The 17,466-nt window shown below is 68.7% G+C and carries 5 protein-coding genes; 2 read left to right on the forward strand and 3 right to left on the reverse strand.

What is annotated here, in order from left to right; translation table 11 throughout:
- Positions 1-11: 11 nt before the first annotated feature.
- The 3 genes from V0R62_RS23780 to mqo all read right to left on the reverse strand — a co-directional run bounded on the left by V0R62_RS23780 (position 12) and on the right by mqo (position 15,781).
- Positions 12-12,500 (reverse strand): filamentous hemagglutinin family protein, encoded by a 12,489-nt coding sequence (locus V0R62_RS23780; protein WP_330105463.1) that lies wholly within the window; start codon positions 12,498-12,500, stop codon positions 12-14.
- Positions 12,501-12,707: 207 nt separating this feature from the next.
- Complete coding sequence (locus V0R62_RS23785; RefSeq protein ID WP_330105464.1) at positions 12,708-13,856, reverse strand: substrate-binding domain-containing protein; 1,149 nt, start codon at positions 13,854-13,856, stop codon at positions 12,708-12,710.
- A gap of 350 nt (positions 13,857-14,206) precedes the next feature.
- Complete coding sequence (gene mqo, locus V0R62_RS23790) at positions 14,207-15,781, reverse strand: malate dehydrogenase (quinone) (protein WP_330105465.1); 1,575 nt, start codon at positions 15,779-15,781, stop codon at positions 14,207-14,209.
- Between the two features lie 344 nt (positions 15,782-16,125).
- Here mqo and aroQ point away from each other — a divergent pair, with 344 nt between their 5' ends.
- Positions 16,126-16,575, forward strand: a complete 450-nt coding sequence (gene aroQ, locus V0R62_RS23795) for a type II 3-dehydroquinate dehydratase (RefSeq protein WP_330105466.1) — start codon at positions 16,126-16,128, stop codon at positions 16,573-16,575.
- The gene (locus V0R62_RS23800) at positions 16,572-17,417 is read left to right on the forward strand and encodes a shikimate dehydrogenase (RefSeq protein WP_330105467.1); all 846 of its coding nucleotides are present in this window, start codon (positions 16,572-16,574) and stop codon (positions 17,415-17,417) included. The genes aroQ and V0R62_RS23800 overlap by 4 nt, the downstream gene beginning before the upstream one ends.
- The last annotated feature ends 49 nt before the right edge of the window (positions 17,418-17,466 follow it).

The following is a 17,466-nucleotide window of genomic DNA, read 5'->3' on the forward strand; positions in this document are numbered from 1 at the left end:
CCGTCCCCGGCTCATAGCAACAGGTTGCCCCGCTCCTCCTCGGTCAACTGCGCCTTCGCCCGCTCATCCAGCGCCCCGGCCCCGAGCACCTGTACCGGGCTCTGGCGGTTGTACTGGGGGTTGAGGCTCGCCCCGTCCTGCCCCGGCACCAGCCGCTCGCCGCCGAAGCCCAGCACCTGCACGGTGATCACCGACGGCTGGCGCTGCCTGGACGCGGCCTGCTGCTGGCGGCCCGCCTCTTCGGCAGCCTGGCTGGCCGACGATGCCGCGGCACTGGCCGAGGCGATTGCCCCAGTGTTCACCGAGGCCACCACCGGCATACCCTTGGCATCGCCCTGGACCTGGATGTTGGCGGCGTTGACCACCTGCAGCGCGGCGATGTTGACGTTGCCGGACACCCGGATCCCGGCCTCGCCGGCATCGATGGTGCCCAGCGGCGCGATCAGGTCGATATCCCCCGGAGGCACCTCGGCGATCGGATTGAGCGTGGCGATGCCGGCGCCGGTGCTCGGCACGCTCGGCGCCAGGCCGACGTTGCCCCAGCGGTCGTAGGTGCGCTTGGGCGGGGTGTAGACCACGGTGGTCTTCGAACCGCGACCGGCGTTGATGTCGCCCTGGGTCGACCAGCCGAGGATCGAGCCACCGAAGGTGGTCATGATCCGGCTCTGGCCAAGCAGGATGCTGCCTTGCGAATACAGCTGGATATCGCCGCTGCCCTGGGTGATCACCCCGGCGGTGGACGGTGGCGCCTCGCCCTCGATGCCGAACACCTGCTGGCCACCGGGTGTCAGCACCTGGATGCCGCCACCGAAGTCGGTGTGAATGCCCGCGCCGCCATAGAACGTGGCGCTGCCGCCATAGCTGATCGGGTTGCCGGCCACATCGCGCTCCGGGAACAGCGCGGCGATCGCCTGGCGACCGCGCAGGTAGCTGCCGGTGCGCGGGCCGTTGACGTCGTTGTACTCGCGCCCGCCCTCGCGCAGTTCGCTGAAGTACACCTGCCGGGCGAAGATACGCTGCTGCTCGACGGGCAAGGCAGCGAAATAGGCGCGGCTTGCGGCGTTGTCGCCAGTGAAGTCGAAGCGTTCGCGCAGCCAGGCCTGCAGCTCCTGGCCGTAGACCTTGAACGGCTGCTCCGGCTGGCCCTGCTCCGTGCCCAGGTAACGCTCGAGCAGGCGGGTATAGTCCGGACCGGCTTTGCCGGCGCCGACGACGATGGCGATGGCCGCGCCGTCGTTACCGCCACCGCCACCATCGACCCGGCCAATGCTGTTGATCGCCGCCTCCTGGTAAGCCGAGCCCACGCCCTGGCCGGACTGGAACAGGTTGCCTCCGGCGACCACCTCCAGCTGACCGGGACCGGCGACATTGAAGGTGCTCAGGCGAATGTCGCGGCCGGCGCTGATCAACGAGACATCCAGGGCGTCACCATGGATGATCAGGTTGCCCGAGGAATGGATGTTGCCCTGATCCCCCGCCACCATGCCCGTCGCCCCGAAGCGCTCGGTCCCCAACGCCTTGCCAGCATTGACGATATCGCGCCCGGCCATCACCCGCACCGGCCCTGCGCCCTGGTACAGCTTCAGCCCGGTCTGCTGGTATTCGATGATCTCGCCGGTGTTCAAGCCGAGGATGTCCCCCGTCAAGGCATAGAAACGCGCAGGCGCCTGCGGCCGCTGCCCGGCCCTGTAGGTGTTGAGTCCATAGGTGAACAACGGCGCCGTATCCAAGCTACCGGCAACGTCCCCGCTCAGGTTGCCGGCCCGGTATACGAACGAGAAGTCCTGGCCCAGCATGGCGGGTCGCTGCGGTGTGGCGATGGCTGACGTGTCGGTGCCTGCCTGGCTGATCACGTAGCCACCGGCATAGATCGACTCGCCCGCGATCAATTGCAGGGCGCTGCGCGCAGACGGCGCGGTCATCAGCGAGTACGCGGACGTCGCGACGCCCCGCTCGCTGGCCGAACTGCCGTAGTACAAGCTGCCGTTGGCCGCCGACACGCGCAGGGCCGTCGGATAGAACAGCCGCCCCCCGTAGAGCGGCAGGTTGCGCCCGGGGCGGGCGTCGTCGATGTTGACCGGCGTGACATTGCCGCCCAGGGCCAGCAGGTCCACGGCGGTGGTCTCGCGCCACAACGAGAACCAGCTGCTGCCCTGCCCGGCATAGCGCACACCGTTGTCGCCGAGGAAGCCGGTCATGTTGAACTGCGGCACCCGGCCCGGGTCGCCCACGCCTTGCACGACCAGGTCGCCGCGGCTGTCCAGGCGCACGGCGGCATCGCCCGGCATCAGTGTCAGGCCGCCCAGCGCCGCCGCCTTGGTCGAGGTGAAGGGGTCGTAGGCACGCGACTCGCTGCTGTCGTTGAAGGCGAAACTGCTGCCATAGACCTGCCTGACCACGCCGACGCTGCCCGCCTGCACATTCAGGGCGCCGCGCAGGTTGACCAGCGTGCCGCCCAGGTCGGGGGTGACGCGCGCCATTTCCAGGGCACTGGAGCCCGGGTTGATGGCGCCGGCCACGCGCAGGTCGAGGTCGCCGCCACCGGTCTGTAGCAGACGGCCATCCTCGGTCATCCGGCCACTGCCGCCGACCACCAGGTTCAAGCCCTGGCTGCGCTCGGCCTCGACGCCGGCGGTGTTGCTCGACTGCAACAGGCCCGCCGAGCCGCCCACGCCGACATCCAGGTTGCCGCCACCCAGGGTACCGATGCCGGTGAAGCCCACCAGCCAGGGCTCGGCCAGCGTGGCCTGGGGCTGTTGGGCGAAGGTGCCGAAGTTGACCCACCAGGCCGCCGGGGTATCGGCGCTGGGCTGCCCCTGGCGCCACAACCAGTTGCCCACCGCGGCCGACGCCGCTTGCGGCCTGGCGAGGGCGCTGCCGGTCCTGGTCGCCACCAGGTTGCCCGTCAGGTCGCCGCCGGCGGCGATGCGCAGGTTACCGCCCTGCTCCGGATACCAGGCGCGATACAGGCTGTTGGTCAACGCTTCATAGGCCGTGCCGGCGCCGCCGAGCAGGCTGCCGTCGGCCAGCCGACCACGGGCGGCCTGGTGCGGGTCGCTGCCGTCACGCAGCAACGACGGCGCCTGGGTGCCGGCGGTGTAGACGCCGAACAGCGAGTCCATGCGCCAGTCGCCGGCGCTGAGCAGGTCCAGATCGCCGGTGCCGGTACGCAGCACGCTGAACATCAAGGTCTGCGGCGTGACCTCTATTCGCTCGGGCTCGGTGGGCGCATCGATCTCCAGGCACCAGCCGGGGATGCTGCAGAACTCCATGTCGGCCTCGGCCACGGGGGTGCCGGGCTCCATGCCGAAGGTGTTGTCCGGCCCCCAGACCCAGATCTTCTTGCCGCCCAGCACCTTGTCCATGCACCAGCCGTCGATCTCGCACATCGCCAGGTCTTCCGGCGCCACCGGCGTTCCCGGCTCCATGCCGAAGGTGTTGGCGGGGCCCCAGACCTTGATGACCTTGACCGCAGGCTCGCACCAGCCTTCGTTCTCGCACATCACCAGGTCCTCCGGTGCCACGGGGCTGCCCGGCTCCATGCCGAAGGTGTTGCGCTCCCCCCATACCAGGCCGGTCCCCGAACCGTCGCCCCCCGTGCGTTTCTGCTGAGCGATGTAGTGCAGGTCGGCCAGGCGCAGCACGCCGGCATCGGTGTCGGGACGCGTGATGCGACTGTCGGCGGCGTCCAGGTCGGCGCCGGCCACCAGGCGCATCGACCAGGACTGCGAACCTTGCGCCAGCATCTGCGCCAGCGCCCAGTTGCGCCCCTGTTGGCCATTGACCGCGGGCCGCAGCTCGATCAGGTCGACGCCCTCGGCCAGCTTGACGTCGGTGCCGGCCGGCAACCGCGAGCCCACGGCCAGGCCCAGCACGCCGCGCTGGCTCAGGCCGCCGCTGGGCAGGGCAACACCCTTGCTCCAGGTGCCGCCCTGCACCGCCACGCTGACCGGCAGACGGCTGCCGGCGTCCAGGCGCGTGCCAAAGGCCAGGGTGACCGGTTCGCGCAGCAGCGTGCCGGCGGCATACAACAGGTTGCCGCCGGCATCGCGCACCGCGGCCTCGAGCACCGTGCCCGCAGGCAGGGTCAAGGGCGTCGACAGGCTCATGGCACTGGGCAGGCGCTGGTTGGCTGGCAAGGTGGTGGCGGCGAACGGCAGGTCGAAGTTGAGCAGGCTGCCTTCGGGGAACAGCGTGCCCTCGGCCAGTTCGACGCCGCTGCGCGGGATCACCAGGTCGCTGTCGAAGGGCTGCTTGCCGGGCACCAGCAACCAGCCCTTGCCGTCCGTGCGTGTGTCGTCGGTGGCCAGGTCCACCGGCATGAAACCGTCGCTGATGCTGCCGTACACCTCCAGGTTGCCCCCGGCGCGCAGCACCAGGTTGCCCACCTCGCCTGAACCGTAGACCGAGGTCTGCGGGGTCAACGGATTGAGGCTGGCGTAGCGATGGCCGGACAGGTCCAGGTCGCCCTGCACCACCAGGTCGGTACGGGCATCGACCGTGGCGATCTCCACGCCCGGCCGCAGGTGCAGGGCCTGGGCGTAGCGGGAGTTGTTGAGCCCGGCCAGGCGCACGTCGAGCAGGTCGCGGTTGCCCAGCAAGTGGTTGATGAACTGCACGCTCAGGTCGTGCTTGCGGTTCAGGTAGTCCTGGTCGATGACCTGGACCGGCCGGCCGCTGGCCGAGGTGCCGCCTGGCGCCGCGTCGGTGTAGCGCTGGTTGCCGACCACCGCGATGGAGCGGGCGCCGAGGATGTCCACTGGGCCGCGCACGTCGATGGCGATATCGCCCGCGGTATCGCTGCCCAGGCGCGGGGCGATCAGCTCCAGGGTACCCCGTGGGCGACCATCGCCCTGCCCGGAGGCGGTGCCGTGGCGCAGGTCGATGCGCGCGCCGCTGGCCAGGGTCAGCTGGCCCTGGCCGCTGTTGAGTTCGACCACGGCGCGGTTCGGCGCGTCGATGATCGCACCGTAGCTGTCGACCCGCAGCACACTGCCGTGGGCATCGAGCAACGCCCCGGCGCCGAGGGTAAGGCCACGTCCGGCGGCCAGGCGGATGCTGCCGACCTGTTCGCCGCTGGCATCGACATGGCCATCGACCCTGAGCTGGCCGTTGTCCAGCGACACGTTGATCTGCCGTGCCTTGAGCTCATCGCCGATCACCAGGTCGCCCTGCTTGATCTGGAAGCTGCGCGCGCCGAACACCTGGTCACGGTTCAGGCGCTGGTTCAAGCCGGTGAAGTCGTCCAGGCGCCGGGCACGGATATCGACTGCCCCGCCCGCGTAGGGAACCAGCGTGCCGGCGGCATCATACTGGCCGCTGGCCGCACCAAGAATCCGGCCGAGCAGCTCGATGCCCCCGCCCTGCTCGCCCAGGGCGATGGCGCTCAGACGGCCGGCGCGGTTGTTGCGGGCACTGAGGTCGATCAGCGCGCCGGCGGCCTGGTGAATGTTGCCGAACTGGCTGCCGAGCACCAGCTCGCCACCCCAGCTGTACTGGGTCACATCATTGAAGGTCAGGGTGCGCCCGGCCAGGTCCACCCGCGCGGCGTCGCCCAGGCGCAGGTCGTCCACGGCCTGCAGGGTCAGGCGGCCGCTGGGCAGGCTGAAGGTGCCGTCGACCAGCAGTTGCCGCGCCTTGAGACTCAACTCGGCGCCCAGTGCCTCACGGCCGTTGGCCAGCGTGCCCGCACTACCCTGCACACGCAAGGTGCCACCGGCCTCGATGCGGTTCAGCGAACCGGCGGTGCCGGTCCACAACGGCGTGTCCACCAGCAGGTCGCCACCGCTGTAGGCAAAGCCGCCGTCGGCCTGGTAGTCGCCGCGGCGGTGATGAACCAGCAGGCTGCCCTTGTGGTTGGCCGTCACCTGGTGACTGGCGTGCAGTTCCACACGGCTGAAACCCAGAGTCTGGCGCGCCATCTCGGTACTGCCGTCGGGCTGGCTGTTGGCGCCATAGCCGAATTCCAGGTCCTTGACGCGGATGGCCAGCACACCATCGCCACTGCCGGCTCCACCCGCGATCGGCGCGCCCGCGACATTACGGGCACCGCTCCAGATCAGGCGTTCGGTGCGGATGGTCGCCTGGTCGCCGGCCAGGCCACTGCCATGGATGGCCGGCACACCGAGGACCAGGGCCTGCAGGCGGTTCTTTCCGGTGAGCGGATCGTAGGTGTCGAGCGCCGTGGTGCCGAAGAAGTTCAGCGAGTCGGACGCCGCCAGCGTCAAGGTCTCCAGCGCGGGCACGCCATCGGCCGGGCTGCCCTGCAGCAGGCGGTCGAGCACCTGCTGGTTGAGGGTCAGGCCCTGACCCAGGACACCATTGGCCAGGGCCTGGGCCAGCGCCTCGGCGCTGCCGACGTTGATCCGCCCGACCGACAGGCCCAGGTGACGGGTGCCGAAGGCCACGCCATCATCGAGACTGAAGGTCTTGTCGGTGGCGGCGAACAACGAGCCTTCCGAGTACAGCCGGGTATTGCCCTGGCAACCGCCGGCGCTGCAGCCGCCAATGACAATGGAGCCCGGCGCCCCGCTGGTGGTGAGCGGCGAGGACACCACTTCCAGCCGGCCATTGGACACCGCCAGCAAGGCGCGGCCATTGCTGTTGATGAAGTAGCCGTCATCGGCGCCGAAGGGCACCGCGCCACGGCCAAGGGTGACGATACCGGCCCCCTGCTCGACGACGATGCCGCCACGCGGATCGTTGCTGGTCAGGAACACCTCGCCGGCCCGCAGCTCGGCCCCCGAACGCACCCAGATATCGCTGGTGCCTTCGAGGAAGGTCATCTGGTTGCCGCCCTGGCCGTAGAGCACATTGGCCCGCCCGCCCAAGGTCAGCCGGGGTGCCTGCAGGGCATTGAGCTCGCGTGCCGACAGCACCGCGATGTTTTCGCCGATGGCCTGGCCGCTGCCGCCGTCGGCGACGATCTCCAGGCCCCGGGCGCCGAACACCGCCGCGCTGCCGGCATGGCCACCCTGGGCGGCGGCGAAGTTCACCCGGCCGGCGACACGCAAGGTACTGGCGGCGTCATTGTTGGTATTCACCCGCAGGTTCAGCCACTTGCCATCGGCCTCGATCGCCGCGCGCGGCACGCCCTTGGCCACGGCATCGGCGCGGGCGAAGTCGGCATAGGACATTTCGTTGTACTGCGAATAGCGCCGCAGCACGTCAGCTGAGGTCAGGATTACCTGGCTCGGCAGCGCCTGGCGGATACCGGTGTTGGCCACCGACAGGCTGCCCGTGGTGGTCCAGGAACCGTTGCGCATCGCCTGGCTGCCAGTGCCTGCTCCGGCCATGGCCAGGCCATTGAGCTCGACCCTGAACGCGCCCGGCAGCAGGGCGTAGCTGGCCGGCAGCAAGGTGTAGGTGCCTGCCGCCAGGCCTGGGATGCTGCCATCCAGGGTGATCTGCTGGCCGATCCCCGGCGCCGTCACGCCGGCCTCGCCGGTTACCGGAGCGTAGGGGCCGGTGAAGCTCGGCACGATGGCATAGACCGGGTTGCTGTCCAGCGTGGGCAGGACCAGACGACCCTCGCCATCGAGCTGCATCAGAGGGTGGTAGCGGGCATCGGTGGAGCCGCCACGTCCGGAGACGAATCCGGCCCCGGTCAACATGCCGCCCCCGGCCAGGTCGATCAAGGCGTCCTGGCGGACATCGATCGATTTGCCGTTGAGCGACACCCCATAAAGGCTGTCGCCTGCCGCCCCCACCAGCTTCACCGCCTCGCCACCGAACAGGTAGCTCAAGCCGTCCACCGTTGCGCCATAGGGCATGACCAGCCCGGCCGCGCTGACCGAGGTGATGCTGCCCGGCAGCAGGGTCACGGACTGGGTGCCCCCCGTTTCCTGCCCCAGCGACAACCCGCCCAGCGGCGCCCGCAGCACGCCGCCCTGCTCCACCTTGCCAGCGATCAGCGCCAGTCGGCCGAATACCGAGAACGGTTGCTCGGGCGTGCCCTGGCCGGTCCTGCCAAGGCGCAGGGTAGCGTTGGCGCCCGTCTCGATCTGGCCGAAGGCACCGGTGGTCGGGTAGACCTGCGCGGCGAGCAGCTCCAGGTCGGCATTGCCGCGCAGCAAGGTGCGGTCGGTGCCCTCGCCGACCTTGCCCAGCACGCGCAGGTCACCCTGGCTGCGCAGGCTGCCCAGGGCAAAGCCACGCCGATCGAAATCCAGCGTGCCGCCTGTAGCCAAGGCAAGGCTGCCATGGGCACCCAGGGTCAGCGCATCGCGCAGGTCCAGCAACTGCGCGTCGACCTGCAACAGCGCCGTGCTGTCCTGGGTCGACAGGCCGCCCTTGAGGGTCGGTCGGGTCGCCTGCTCACCGCTGCGGTGGTTGCTGCCCGCGAGCCGCACATAGGGCGCCTGCAGGTGAACACGGGCGTCGCCTGCGCTCCCCTGGGCCAGCACCAGCGAGCCGGTGTACAGCTGCAGGCTGCGGGCCATCCGCAGATCGAGGTCGCCATCGAACGCCACCACGCCGTCGCTGAGCAGCGACAGGCTGTCGAAGCCCCCCTGGGCGATCCGGGCGACATCGAGCCGCCCCTGGCCATAGCGCAGCGGGCCGTTCTCGACACTGGTCGCGCCCTGGGCAAGGACCAGCTCGCGGGGGGCCTTGACCCCATCGACCAGACTGCCGTTGACGTAAAGACCGGTATCCAGCGCGACCTCCAGGCTGCCGCCCGCAGCGCCAAGACCACCGGAAGCGGCGCTGAAGCTGCCGTTCAGGCGCAGCCCGTGGCTCGACGCCAGGCTGATGCGCCCGCCATTGCTGGCTACGGCCAACGGCCCCTGGCCACGGATATCCAGCGTGGCCTGGGTACCATCGGCGCGCAGGCGGGCGCCCTCGGCCATATCCAGGAACAGGTAGGCGCCATTACTGGTGCCCAGGTTGTGATTGATCTGCCCGCCGATGACGATGCTGCCGCCGTCATCGACCCGGCCATAGCGGCGCCCCTGCAGGTCAACGGCCGTGACCGCCCGACCGGACACGTCGATCAGGGCCTGGTCGCCCAGGCGGATGGAACGCTGATGCGCGCCTTCGGAAACGCCGGAGTCCATCACCGGCAGCCACTGCTGCTGCAGGCTGACGCTGCCGCCCCAGGCATTGAGGGTGCCGTCCAGGGTCAATTGCGCGGTGCTGCTCAGGCTGATGGACTGCAACGGGTCGACACTGATCGTCGCGCCGCGCCCGACCTCGAGCAATGCTGCTTCGCGGACGGTCTGGGTGAAACGGGTATCGCCCGCCGCCAGGGCCAGGCTGGCGCCGGGACGCGATTCCAGGGTGCCGGCCACGGCGTTCTGCACGAGCGACGGCGCCAGCCAGATCTGTGCCTGGCCGCTGACCGGCTGGCTGGCGTCGAGCTGCTCCACGGGCCGGGTGACGTCGATACGGCTGCCAGCGGCCACGCTCAAACTGTGATTGCCGGTGATGGCGTAATGGGCGAAGCCGCGGCTGAAGAAGTCCTCGGCCAGATGCACGCTGGCCTTGCCATCCGCGGCGCCGCCAATGCTCACCCGGTCGGCGGCCACGGTCAGGGTGCCCGCACCGCTGCTGCCGTAGCCGCGCAGCTCACCGTCGAGGCGCATCCGGCCGGTCCCGGCGCTGTTCAGCGCGCTGCTCTGCAAGGTCAGGTTGCCGCCACTACCGCCGAGCAGGCGGTTGGCTTCGCGGCGCACCACACCGCCGGACACGTCCAGCACGCTGCCGCTGTCCAGCAGCACATCGCCGCTGCTGCGCAGGCTCAGGATGCCGCCGTTGCGCCAGGCTCGGTCGCCGGGATTCGCCTCCTCGCTGCGCAAGCCGCTGACATCCAGGCGTACGGCGGCGGCCACGCCGACCTGCGCGCGCAGCCCTGTCGGAGTAACAAGCGGCAGGTCCTGCAGGCTGGCGAGGACCCGCTGCCTGAGCACATCGCCCAGGACCATCTGCCCGCCCCTGGCGGTCAGGTCGGCATTGACCTGCACCTGCGGGGCATAAAGCGTCAGGCTGCCACCGTCGGCCAGACGCAGGGCATCATCGACCTGGATACGCTGCTGGGCGGCGACCGTCAGGCCGCCCAGGGCCAAGCCGTTGAGCCAGTCACTGTCGAGCAGCAGTTGCCCGCGACGTTTGTCGTCGAGCGGCGCCTGCAGGCCGACGTCGGCGCTCTGCCCGCCTGCCCCTTGACGCACCAGCACCTGCTGCATGACCGGCGTCAGGCTGAAGCCCAGCGCCTTGGCATCGGAGAGATAGCCGGGCACCTGCTGGCCGATCACCAGCTGCGCGCCCTGGGCCTGGGCGCTGTGGACCTGGCTATAGCCGTCGCGTCCGCGCACCGGCGCCTGGACCTGGCGCTCGTCCTGCCAGGTCTGGCCGATCAGTTGACCATCAAGCACCGCGCTGTGGGTCGCCACCACCAGGCTGCCGGCATCGCGCCCCACGGTGTAGCCCTGCTCGAAGCGCTGGCCGGGGGCGATCAGCGGGTTGTAGAAGGTGCGGGTCTGGTCCCAGCGCGCGCTATGCGCCTCGTAGCCTTTGTACAAGCCGGTGTAGAGCAGGTCGCCCGGGGCCCGCGACAGTTCGTACAGGCGTCCGTCCTCGCCGCGCAGCCAGCTCTGTCGGACGTAGCCGTCCTGCACCGCCAGGGTGCCACCAGACAGGTTGATCTCGGCGCCGGCACGGGTCACCAGGTCCTGACCGGTGAAGGTCACCGTGCCGCCCTGGGCCATCCACTCACCGACACTGTGGTTGCGGGTGCCGAGGTAGCCGCCGACCTCGAGCAGGCCACCGGCGGTGTACCAGCGATCACCGGCGTAGCCGTTGACGCCCTTCCCGACATGCACCAGCTCCCGCACATCGACCCACACATCGCTGTTGATCAGGCCGCCCTTGTCGCGGTTGCCGGCCGCGTCGCGCTGCTCGTTGCCCTGCACGTTGATCTTGATCACGTTGCTTTCCATGGCCACCTTGACCCCGAGGGCCCCGGCCACGTCGATGCGCGCGCCATCGTCCACCAGACTGCGCAGCCCGGCGCTGACCGCCACCTGGCCACCGGTGGCCAGGGTCAGGGCGCCTTCCTGGAAGTGCACGGTGCCGCCACTGACCACCTCCACCCGCGACTGTTCGGGGCGGTCGATGACCTTGCTCAGGTTGTCGAAGCGGCCCGTGGCATTGTTACCACTGACGCCATCGATCACCTGCCGCGAAGCCTCCCGCTGGCTGTCGAGGGCCTGGCTGTCATCGAGCAGTACGGCGGTGACGCTGCCCTTGCCGAAACTGACCGTGCCGCTGGCGTCACTGGCCGAATTGAGCAGGTGGATGCTGCCGCGCCGGTCCACCGCGGTGCTGGCCAGGGCCACGCCGTCCTGGCGCACGGCATGGCCGGTCAGGGTGATGTCGCCACCCGTCGCCTGGATCAAGCCGCCGTTGACCACGCTGCCGGCGCTGCTGCCGACCTTCAGGCTGCTGGCGACCTCGTTGCCGCGGGTGGTGGAGAAGGCGTTGGCCTGGGTGCCCTTGCCCCGACGGATGTAGAAGGCGTCACCGGCGGCAAGCGTGGCCTGGCCCTGGGGCGTGATGATCTGGCCTTCGTTGCTCACCTCGCTGCCCAGCAACAGCACGTAGCCGCCCCCCTCGGTGGAGGTGGCCGGCGCGCGGGTCTGCAGCTGCGCGCCGCGCTCGACCTGGAGCTTGCCGGCGGCCTCGGTGAAGGTGGCCTGGCTGGCGTTGTTGTCGACATACAGCCCACGCTCGCGGAACTGCTCGTCGCTGACCTGCGCCGCCGCCGCCACCAGGTTGCGCACGTTGACCTGGCTGCTGCCGTTGAATACCACACCGTTGCGGTTGACCAGCATCACCGTGCCCTGGGCCTCGATCTGGCCCTGGATCTGGCTCGGCCGGGCATTGGGATCGTTGACCCGGTTGAGCACCGCCCACTGCGCCTGCTGGTCAAACTTGACCGTGGTGTCGCGGCCAACGTTGAAGGTCTCCCAGTTGAGGATCGCCTTGTCGGCGGTCTGCTCGATCAGCACCTGCGTCCTGCCGCCGACCTGGCTCTGCTGCGGTGCCTTGGCGTTCTGCCAACCCTTGGTCAGCGGGTTCTCGTCGACCTTCAGGCCGCCCTCGCCCAGGCCGTTGGGCACCGTCTGCGGCTGCACCCTGGCCAGGGTGCGCCCGGCGGCCTGGGCGGCCTGCTGCGCGGCGATGGCGGCCACGGTATTGTTGAGGTTGCCCACCGAACGCTGAAACTGCTGGTTCAGACGCTGCTGCTGTGCCAGCGGCGGTGGCGCGCCGGGCAGTTGCACGCTGCCGCCGCCCGCGCCGCCCCCCGCCGCGGGCGCGGCGCCCTTGGCCGCGAACCAGGCCGAGCTAAACGGCTGCGCGGCCTGGGCCGTGCCCGCCAGCATCAGCAGCGCGATAGCCTGGGCCAGGGGCTTGAGCAGCATCGGCTCATGGCCCGCAGTCTGGCGGCGGCGCTGGACGACGGTGGCTGGAAGGTCTGGCTGGTGCTGGCCGCGCGACATCGCAGGGTTCCTTGTGCTGGGTCATGGAAGGCAGGTCTGTGCGGCCGTGATGCCGCTTTGCCATAAGGCAGTCGGCCCGAGCCCGGACCGAAGTTTTGTCATGCAAAGTTCATCTGCCTGGGTTACGCGCACACGCGAAAACCGACGGTGCCGTGCCGGCCACCGTCGGTTGTCCGCCCGTTGCGGGCTTGGGCTTTCGCGTGTCGCTTACAGACGGCCGATGCCGTTGCAGACCGAAGCGTTGGCGATGTCGGTGCCTTCGTTATAGCCGTTGTCCAGGAACACCTTCTTGATCTCGGCGGCGTAGGCGGCCGGCAGGCTGACGAAGGAGTGCTGGGCGATGGTGGCGGCCTTGGTGCCGGAGTACAGGTCGTTCAGGAAGCTGCGCACGGCAGTGGCGTCAGCAGCGGTCTGGTAGCACTGGCCGACCAGCAGGTTGGTGTAGCCGACGATCGGGTAGCCCGAGGTCGGAACGATGCCGCCAGCGTTGAAGATCGGCACCCACTTGCTTGGGTTGGCGCGGTCGGCCGCGGTGCTCGGGGCGACGGCGGTGCCGAGAGCGGTACGGGCGTTGGCGGCGGTCGGCAGCGGCGCGGTGCCGGCGGCCATGGCGTTCTTGCTGACACGGGCGACCACGGCGTTGTTGTTGGTGGCGACATAGTCAGGGCTGACGTAGCCGATGGTGCCATCGGTGGCGTTGACCGCGTTGACGACATCGGCGCTGCCGGCGACGGCTTGCCAGGTGGCCGGCTCGCTGCCGACGTTGGCGGTGGTGAAGGTGCTGCTGACCACGAAGGACGATGGGCAGGAATCAGCCAGGAAGCGCGACAGCAACTCGGTGGTGCCGCTGCTGCCGGAACGGTAGATCACCTTGATCGGGGTGGTGTCGGCGCTGCCCAGCAGCTGGCCCCAGGTGGTGGTGGTGCCGGAGAACACGGCGCACAGCTGGGCGCCGGTCAGTTGCAGGTTGGTCACACCCGACTTCTTGTAAGGGATGGCGACAGAAGTGCCCACGGACGGGACCTGTACCAGTTTGCCCCAGGTGGCGGCCTTGCTGCTGTTATAGGTCGACAGCTCGGAAGCGCTCAGCACCGAGTCGCTGCCGGCGAAGTCGACGTTGGTGCCGGCCGGCTGGTTGATCGAGGCCGGTGCGTTGGTCAGGAACGCCGTCTTGCCACCGCCGCTGCCCACGCCGGTGTAGCTGAAATCGGCCGGCAGCAGACGTGGCAGGGTCGAAGTGCCGTTGTAGAGGTTTTCCGGCAGGGTGGCGCCGCCACCGACAACAGCAGCCATGGATTGGGCCGAAGCCAGGGTAGCAGCCACCAGGGAGGCGGCGATCACAGTACGCTTAAACATGAAGCAATCTCCTATCGTCGTGTTCGTACGTTGAGTGGGTCGCGCATTGCTTTGAGCACAGGCTGCATACCCTGATCCAGAGGGGCTGGCGGCCTGTCCACGGAGGCAACATTCGCAGCTTGTGGTGACAGGCAAAGGAAAAAACATCGGGAGTTCGGCGGGGAAAAGCTCGGGTGTCGGAGGGCGGTTTGCGGGCTTGCGGCGGGCTGGCCAGGGGCCGGGGCAGGCAGTACGGGAGGGTTCGATCCGGAGGATGGCGGATCAGGCACTCGGGAGCTTGGCCTGGGGAGAAAAAAACATTGCGCCAGTGCCGGCCACTTCACAGTGGCCGGTTGGTCATGGGCGGGTCTTCAGGGTGCAGCGACCTCGCTGGGCGTCGCCAGTTGCAGGACTTCGCTGGTGTAGGCCCACTCTTCCTGGACCTTGTCCGGGTGCTCGTTCAGGCGGATGCCATAGGACGGAATGATCTGCTTGATCTTCGCCTGCCACTCGGGCGTGGCCACCTTGTCCTTGAACACCTTGTTCAGCAGGTCGAGCATGATCGGCGGCGCGGTCGAAGCGCCCGGCGAGGCGCCGAGCAGCCCGGCGATGCTGCCATCCTTGGACGTCACCACTTCGGTGCCCAGCTTCAGCACCCCGCCCTGGTTTTCGTCCTTCTTGATGATCTGCACCCGCTGGCCGGCCTGCCACAGGCGCCAATCTTCCTTCTTGGCCTCGGGGAAGTAGGTCTGCAGCGCGGCGAAACGGTCATCGTCGGACTGCATCAGCTGGCCGATCAGGTACTGCACCAGGTCGAACTCGCGCACCCCGACCCGCACCATCGGCCAGGTGTTGTGCAACGACATGCTGGCGAACAGGTCGAGCAGCGAACCTTCCTTGAGGAACTTGGTGGAGAAGGTCGCGAACGGTCCGAACAGGATCATGCGCTTGCCGTCGAGCACCCGGGTATCCAGGTGCGGCACCGACATCGGCGGCGCGCCGGTGGCGGCGATGCCGTAGGCCTTGGCCATGTGGCGCTGGGCGATGGCCGGGTTGTCGGTGACCAGGAACGAGCCGCCCACCGGGAAGCCGGCATAGTCCTTGGCCTCGTCGATGCCGGACTTCTGCAGCAACGGCAACGCCGCGCCGCCGGCGCCGATGAACAGGAACTTGGCGTCGGTGGTCGAAGTGCTGCCGTCCTTGAGGTTCTTGTACTCGACGTGCCAGCTGCCGTCGTCGTTGCGGGTGATGTTCTCCACCTCGCTGGACAGCTTGAGGTCGAAGTTGGGCCGGGTCTGCAGGTAGCCCACGTACTGGCGGGTGATCTCGCCGAAGTTGACGTCGGTGCCAATCGGCGTCCAGGTGACGGCGAGCTTCTGGTTGGGGTCGCGCCCTTCCATCATCAGCGGCACCCACTTGGCGATCTGCGCGTGGTCCTCTGAGTACTGCATGGGCTTGAACAACGGACTGGCCTGCAGCGCCTCGTAGCGCTTCCTGAGGAAGCGGATGTTGTCGTCCCCCCAGACGAAGCTCATGTGCGGCGTGGTATTGATGAACGAGCGCGGGTTCTTCAGCACGCCCTGCTTGACCTGCCAGGCGAGGAACTGACGGGTGATCTGGAACGACTCGTTGATCTCCACCGCCTTGCTGATGTCGATCTTGCCGTCCTTCTCCGGGGTGTAGTTAAGCTCGGCCAGCGCCGAGTGGCCGGTGCCGGCGTTGTTCCAGCCGTTGGAGCTTTCCTCGGCGACCTTGTCCAGGCGCTCGACCATCTCCATCGACCAGCCCGGCTCCAGCTCGTTGAGCCAGACCGCCAGCGTTGAACTCATGATGCCGCCGCCCACCAGCAGCACATCGACCCGCTTGCTCTCGGCGGCGTGGGCGTTAAGGCCCAGGGCCAGGACCAGTGCCGCGACTGCCCACCTGGGCGTTTTGCTGATGTTCATGTGCTCTCCCGTATTGGTCATTGCGTGCGCCTGCGGGATCAAGCTTAGCCGACTGATTTGCTCGGGCATGGTCGGGATGCTTGTTAACGCCTTTAAACCCAACACTTTCAAGGTGATGATAATTGGCGTCCGGCTTGGACCTGCTGGGGTCGCTTTGCGACCCTTTCGCGGCACAAGGCCGCTCCTACAAGGGGGCGCGGTCGCCTGTAGGAGCGGCCTTGTGCCGCGATAGGGCCGGTACAGGCAGCCGATAATCGCCCGCTTTATACAGCCCATCATTTGACCAAACTAACCAGATAGTACAATTATCGAGATATCCAAAAACAACAAAGCGATACCCCGTCATGACACCCCGAATCCTCGTGCTCAACGGCCCCAACCTCAACCTGCTGGGCACCCGCGAACCCGCCCAATACGGCCATGAAACCCTTGCCGACCTGGCCCGCCTGTGCGCCGCCAGCGCCGCCGAGCTGGGCCTGGAACTGGAGTTCCGCCAGACCAACCACGAAGGCGAGCTGCTCGACTGGATCCATGCTGCCCGTGGCCGCTGCCACGGCATCCTGATCAACCCCGCCGCCTGGACCCACACCTCGGTGGCCATCCGCGACGCCCTGGTGGCCAGCGAGCTGCCGGTGATCGAGGTACACCTGTCCAACGTGCACAGGCGCGAGCCGTTCCGCCACCTGTCGTTTGTCTCAAGCATCGCCGTGGGGGTGATCTGCGGCCTCGGCAGCCAGGGCTACCGCATGGCCCTGAGCTACTTCAGCGAACACCTGCGCGAGCACGCGGCATGAACGGCCCGGGCATCCTCGCCGGCCTCATCGGCCGTGGCATCCAGGCCTCGCGCACCCCGGCGCTGCACGAGCATGAAGGCGACGCCCAAGCGCTGCGCTACCTGTACCGGCTGATCGACGCCGACCAGCTGGGCCTGGACGACAGCGCCCTGCCCGCCCTGCTCGATGCCGCCGAGCACACCGGGTTCACCGGGCTCAACATCACCTTCCCGTTCAAGCAGGCGATCCTGCCGCTGCTCGACGAGCTGTCGGACGAAGCCCGTGGCATTGGCGCGGTGAACACCGTGGTGCTGCGCGAGGGCCGGCGGGTGGGCCACAACACCGACTGCCTGGGCTTCGCCGAAGGCTTGCGACGGGGCCTACCCGGGGTCGCCAGGCGTCAGGTGGTGCAGTTGGGCGCGGGTGGTGCTGGCGCGGCGGTGGCCCATGCGCTGCTGGCCGAGGGCGTCGAGCGCTTGCAGTTGTTCGAAGTGGACCAGACCCGCGCCCAGGCACTGGTGGACAATCTCACCCAGCGTTTCGGCGTCGGTCGCGCCGTGCTCGGCGAGGACCTGGCCGGCGCGGTGGCCGACGCCGATGGCCTGGTCAACACCACGCCCGTGGGCATGGCCAAGCTGCCCGGCACGCCCTTGCCACCCGCGCTGCTGCACCCGCGGCTGTGGGTGGCGGAGATCATCTACTTCCCCCTGGAGACCGAGCTGCTGCGTCATGCCCGGGCACTGGGCTGCCGCACCCTGGATGGCGGCACCATGGCGGTGTTCCAGGCGGTCAAGGCCTTCGAGCTGTTCAGCGGGCGTCCGGCCGATGCCGAGCGCATGCAGGCGCACTTCGCCAGTTTCTAGCAAGGCCGTGCTTGCGCAATCTGGGCTGCTCCGCGATGAAGCGATGCAG

The organism is Pseudomonas carassii (genome assembly GCF_036324045.1).
GTDB classification, from domain to species: domain Bacteria; phylum Pseudomonadota; class Gammaproteobacteria; order Pseudomonadales; family Pseudomonadaceae; genus Aquipseudomonas; species Aquipseudomonas peradeniyensis.

Coding starts and splice junctions, on each gene's coding strand:
- V0R62_RS23780 (WP_330105463.1), bottom strand. CDS start 12,500: ATGTCGCGCGGCCAGCACCAGCCAGACCTTCCAGCCACCGTCGTCCAG.
- V0R62_RS23785 (WP_330105464.1), bottom strand. CDS start 13,856: ATGTTTAAGCGTACTGTGATCGCCGCCTCCCTGGTGGCTGCTACCCTG.
- mqo (WP_330105465.1), bottom strand. CDS start 15,781: ATGAACATCAGCAAAACGCCCAGGTGGGCAGTCGCGGCACTGGTCCTG.
- aroQ (WP_330105466.1), top strand. CDS start 16,126: ATGACACCCCGAATCCTCGTGCTCAACGGCCCCAACCTCAACCTGCTG.
- V0R62_RS23800 (WP_330105467.1), top strand. CDS start 16,572: ATGAACGGCCCGGGCATCCTCGCCGGCCTCATCGGCCGTGGCATCCAG.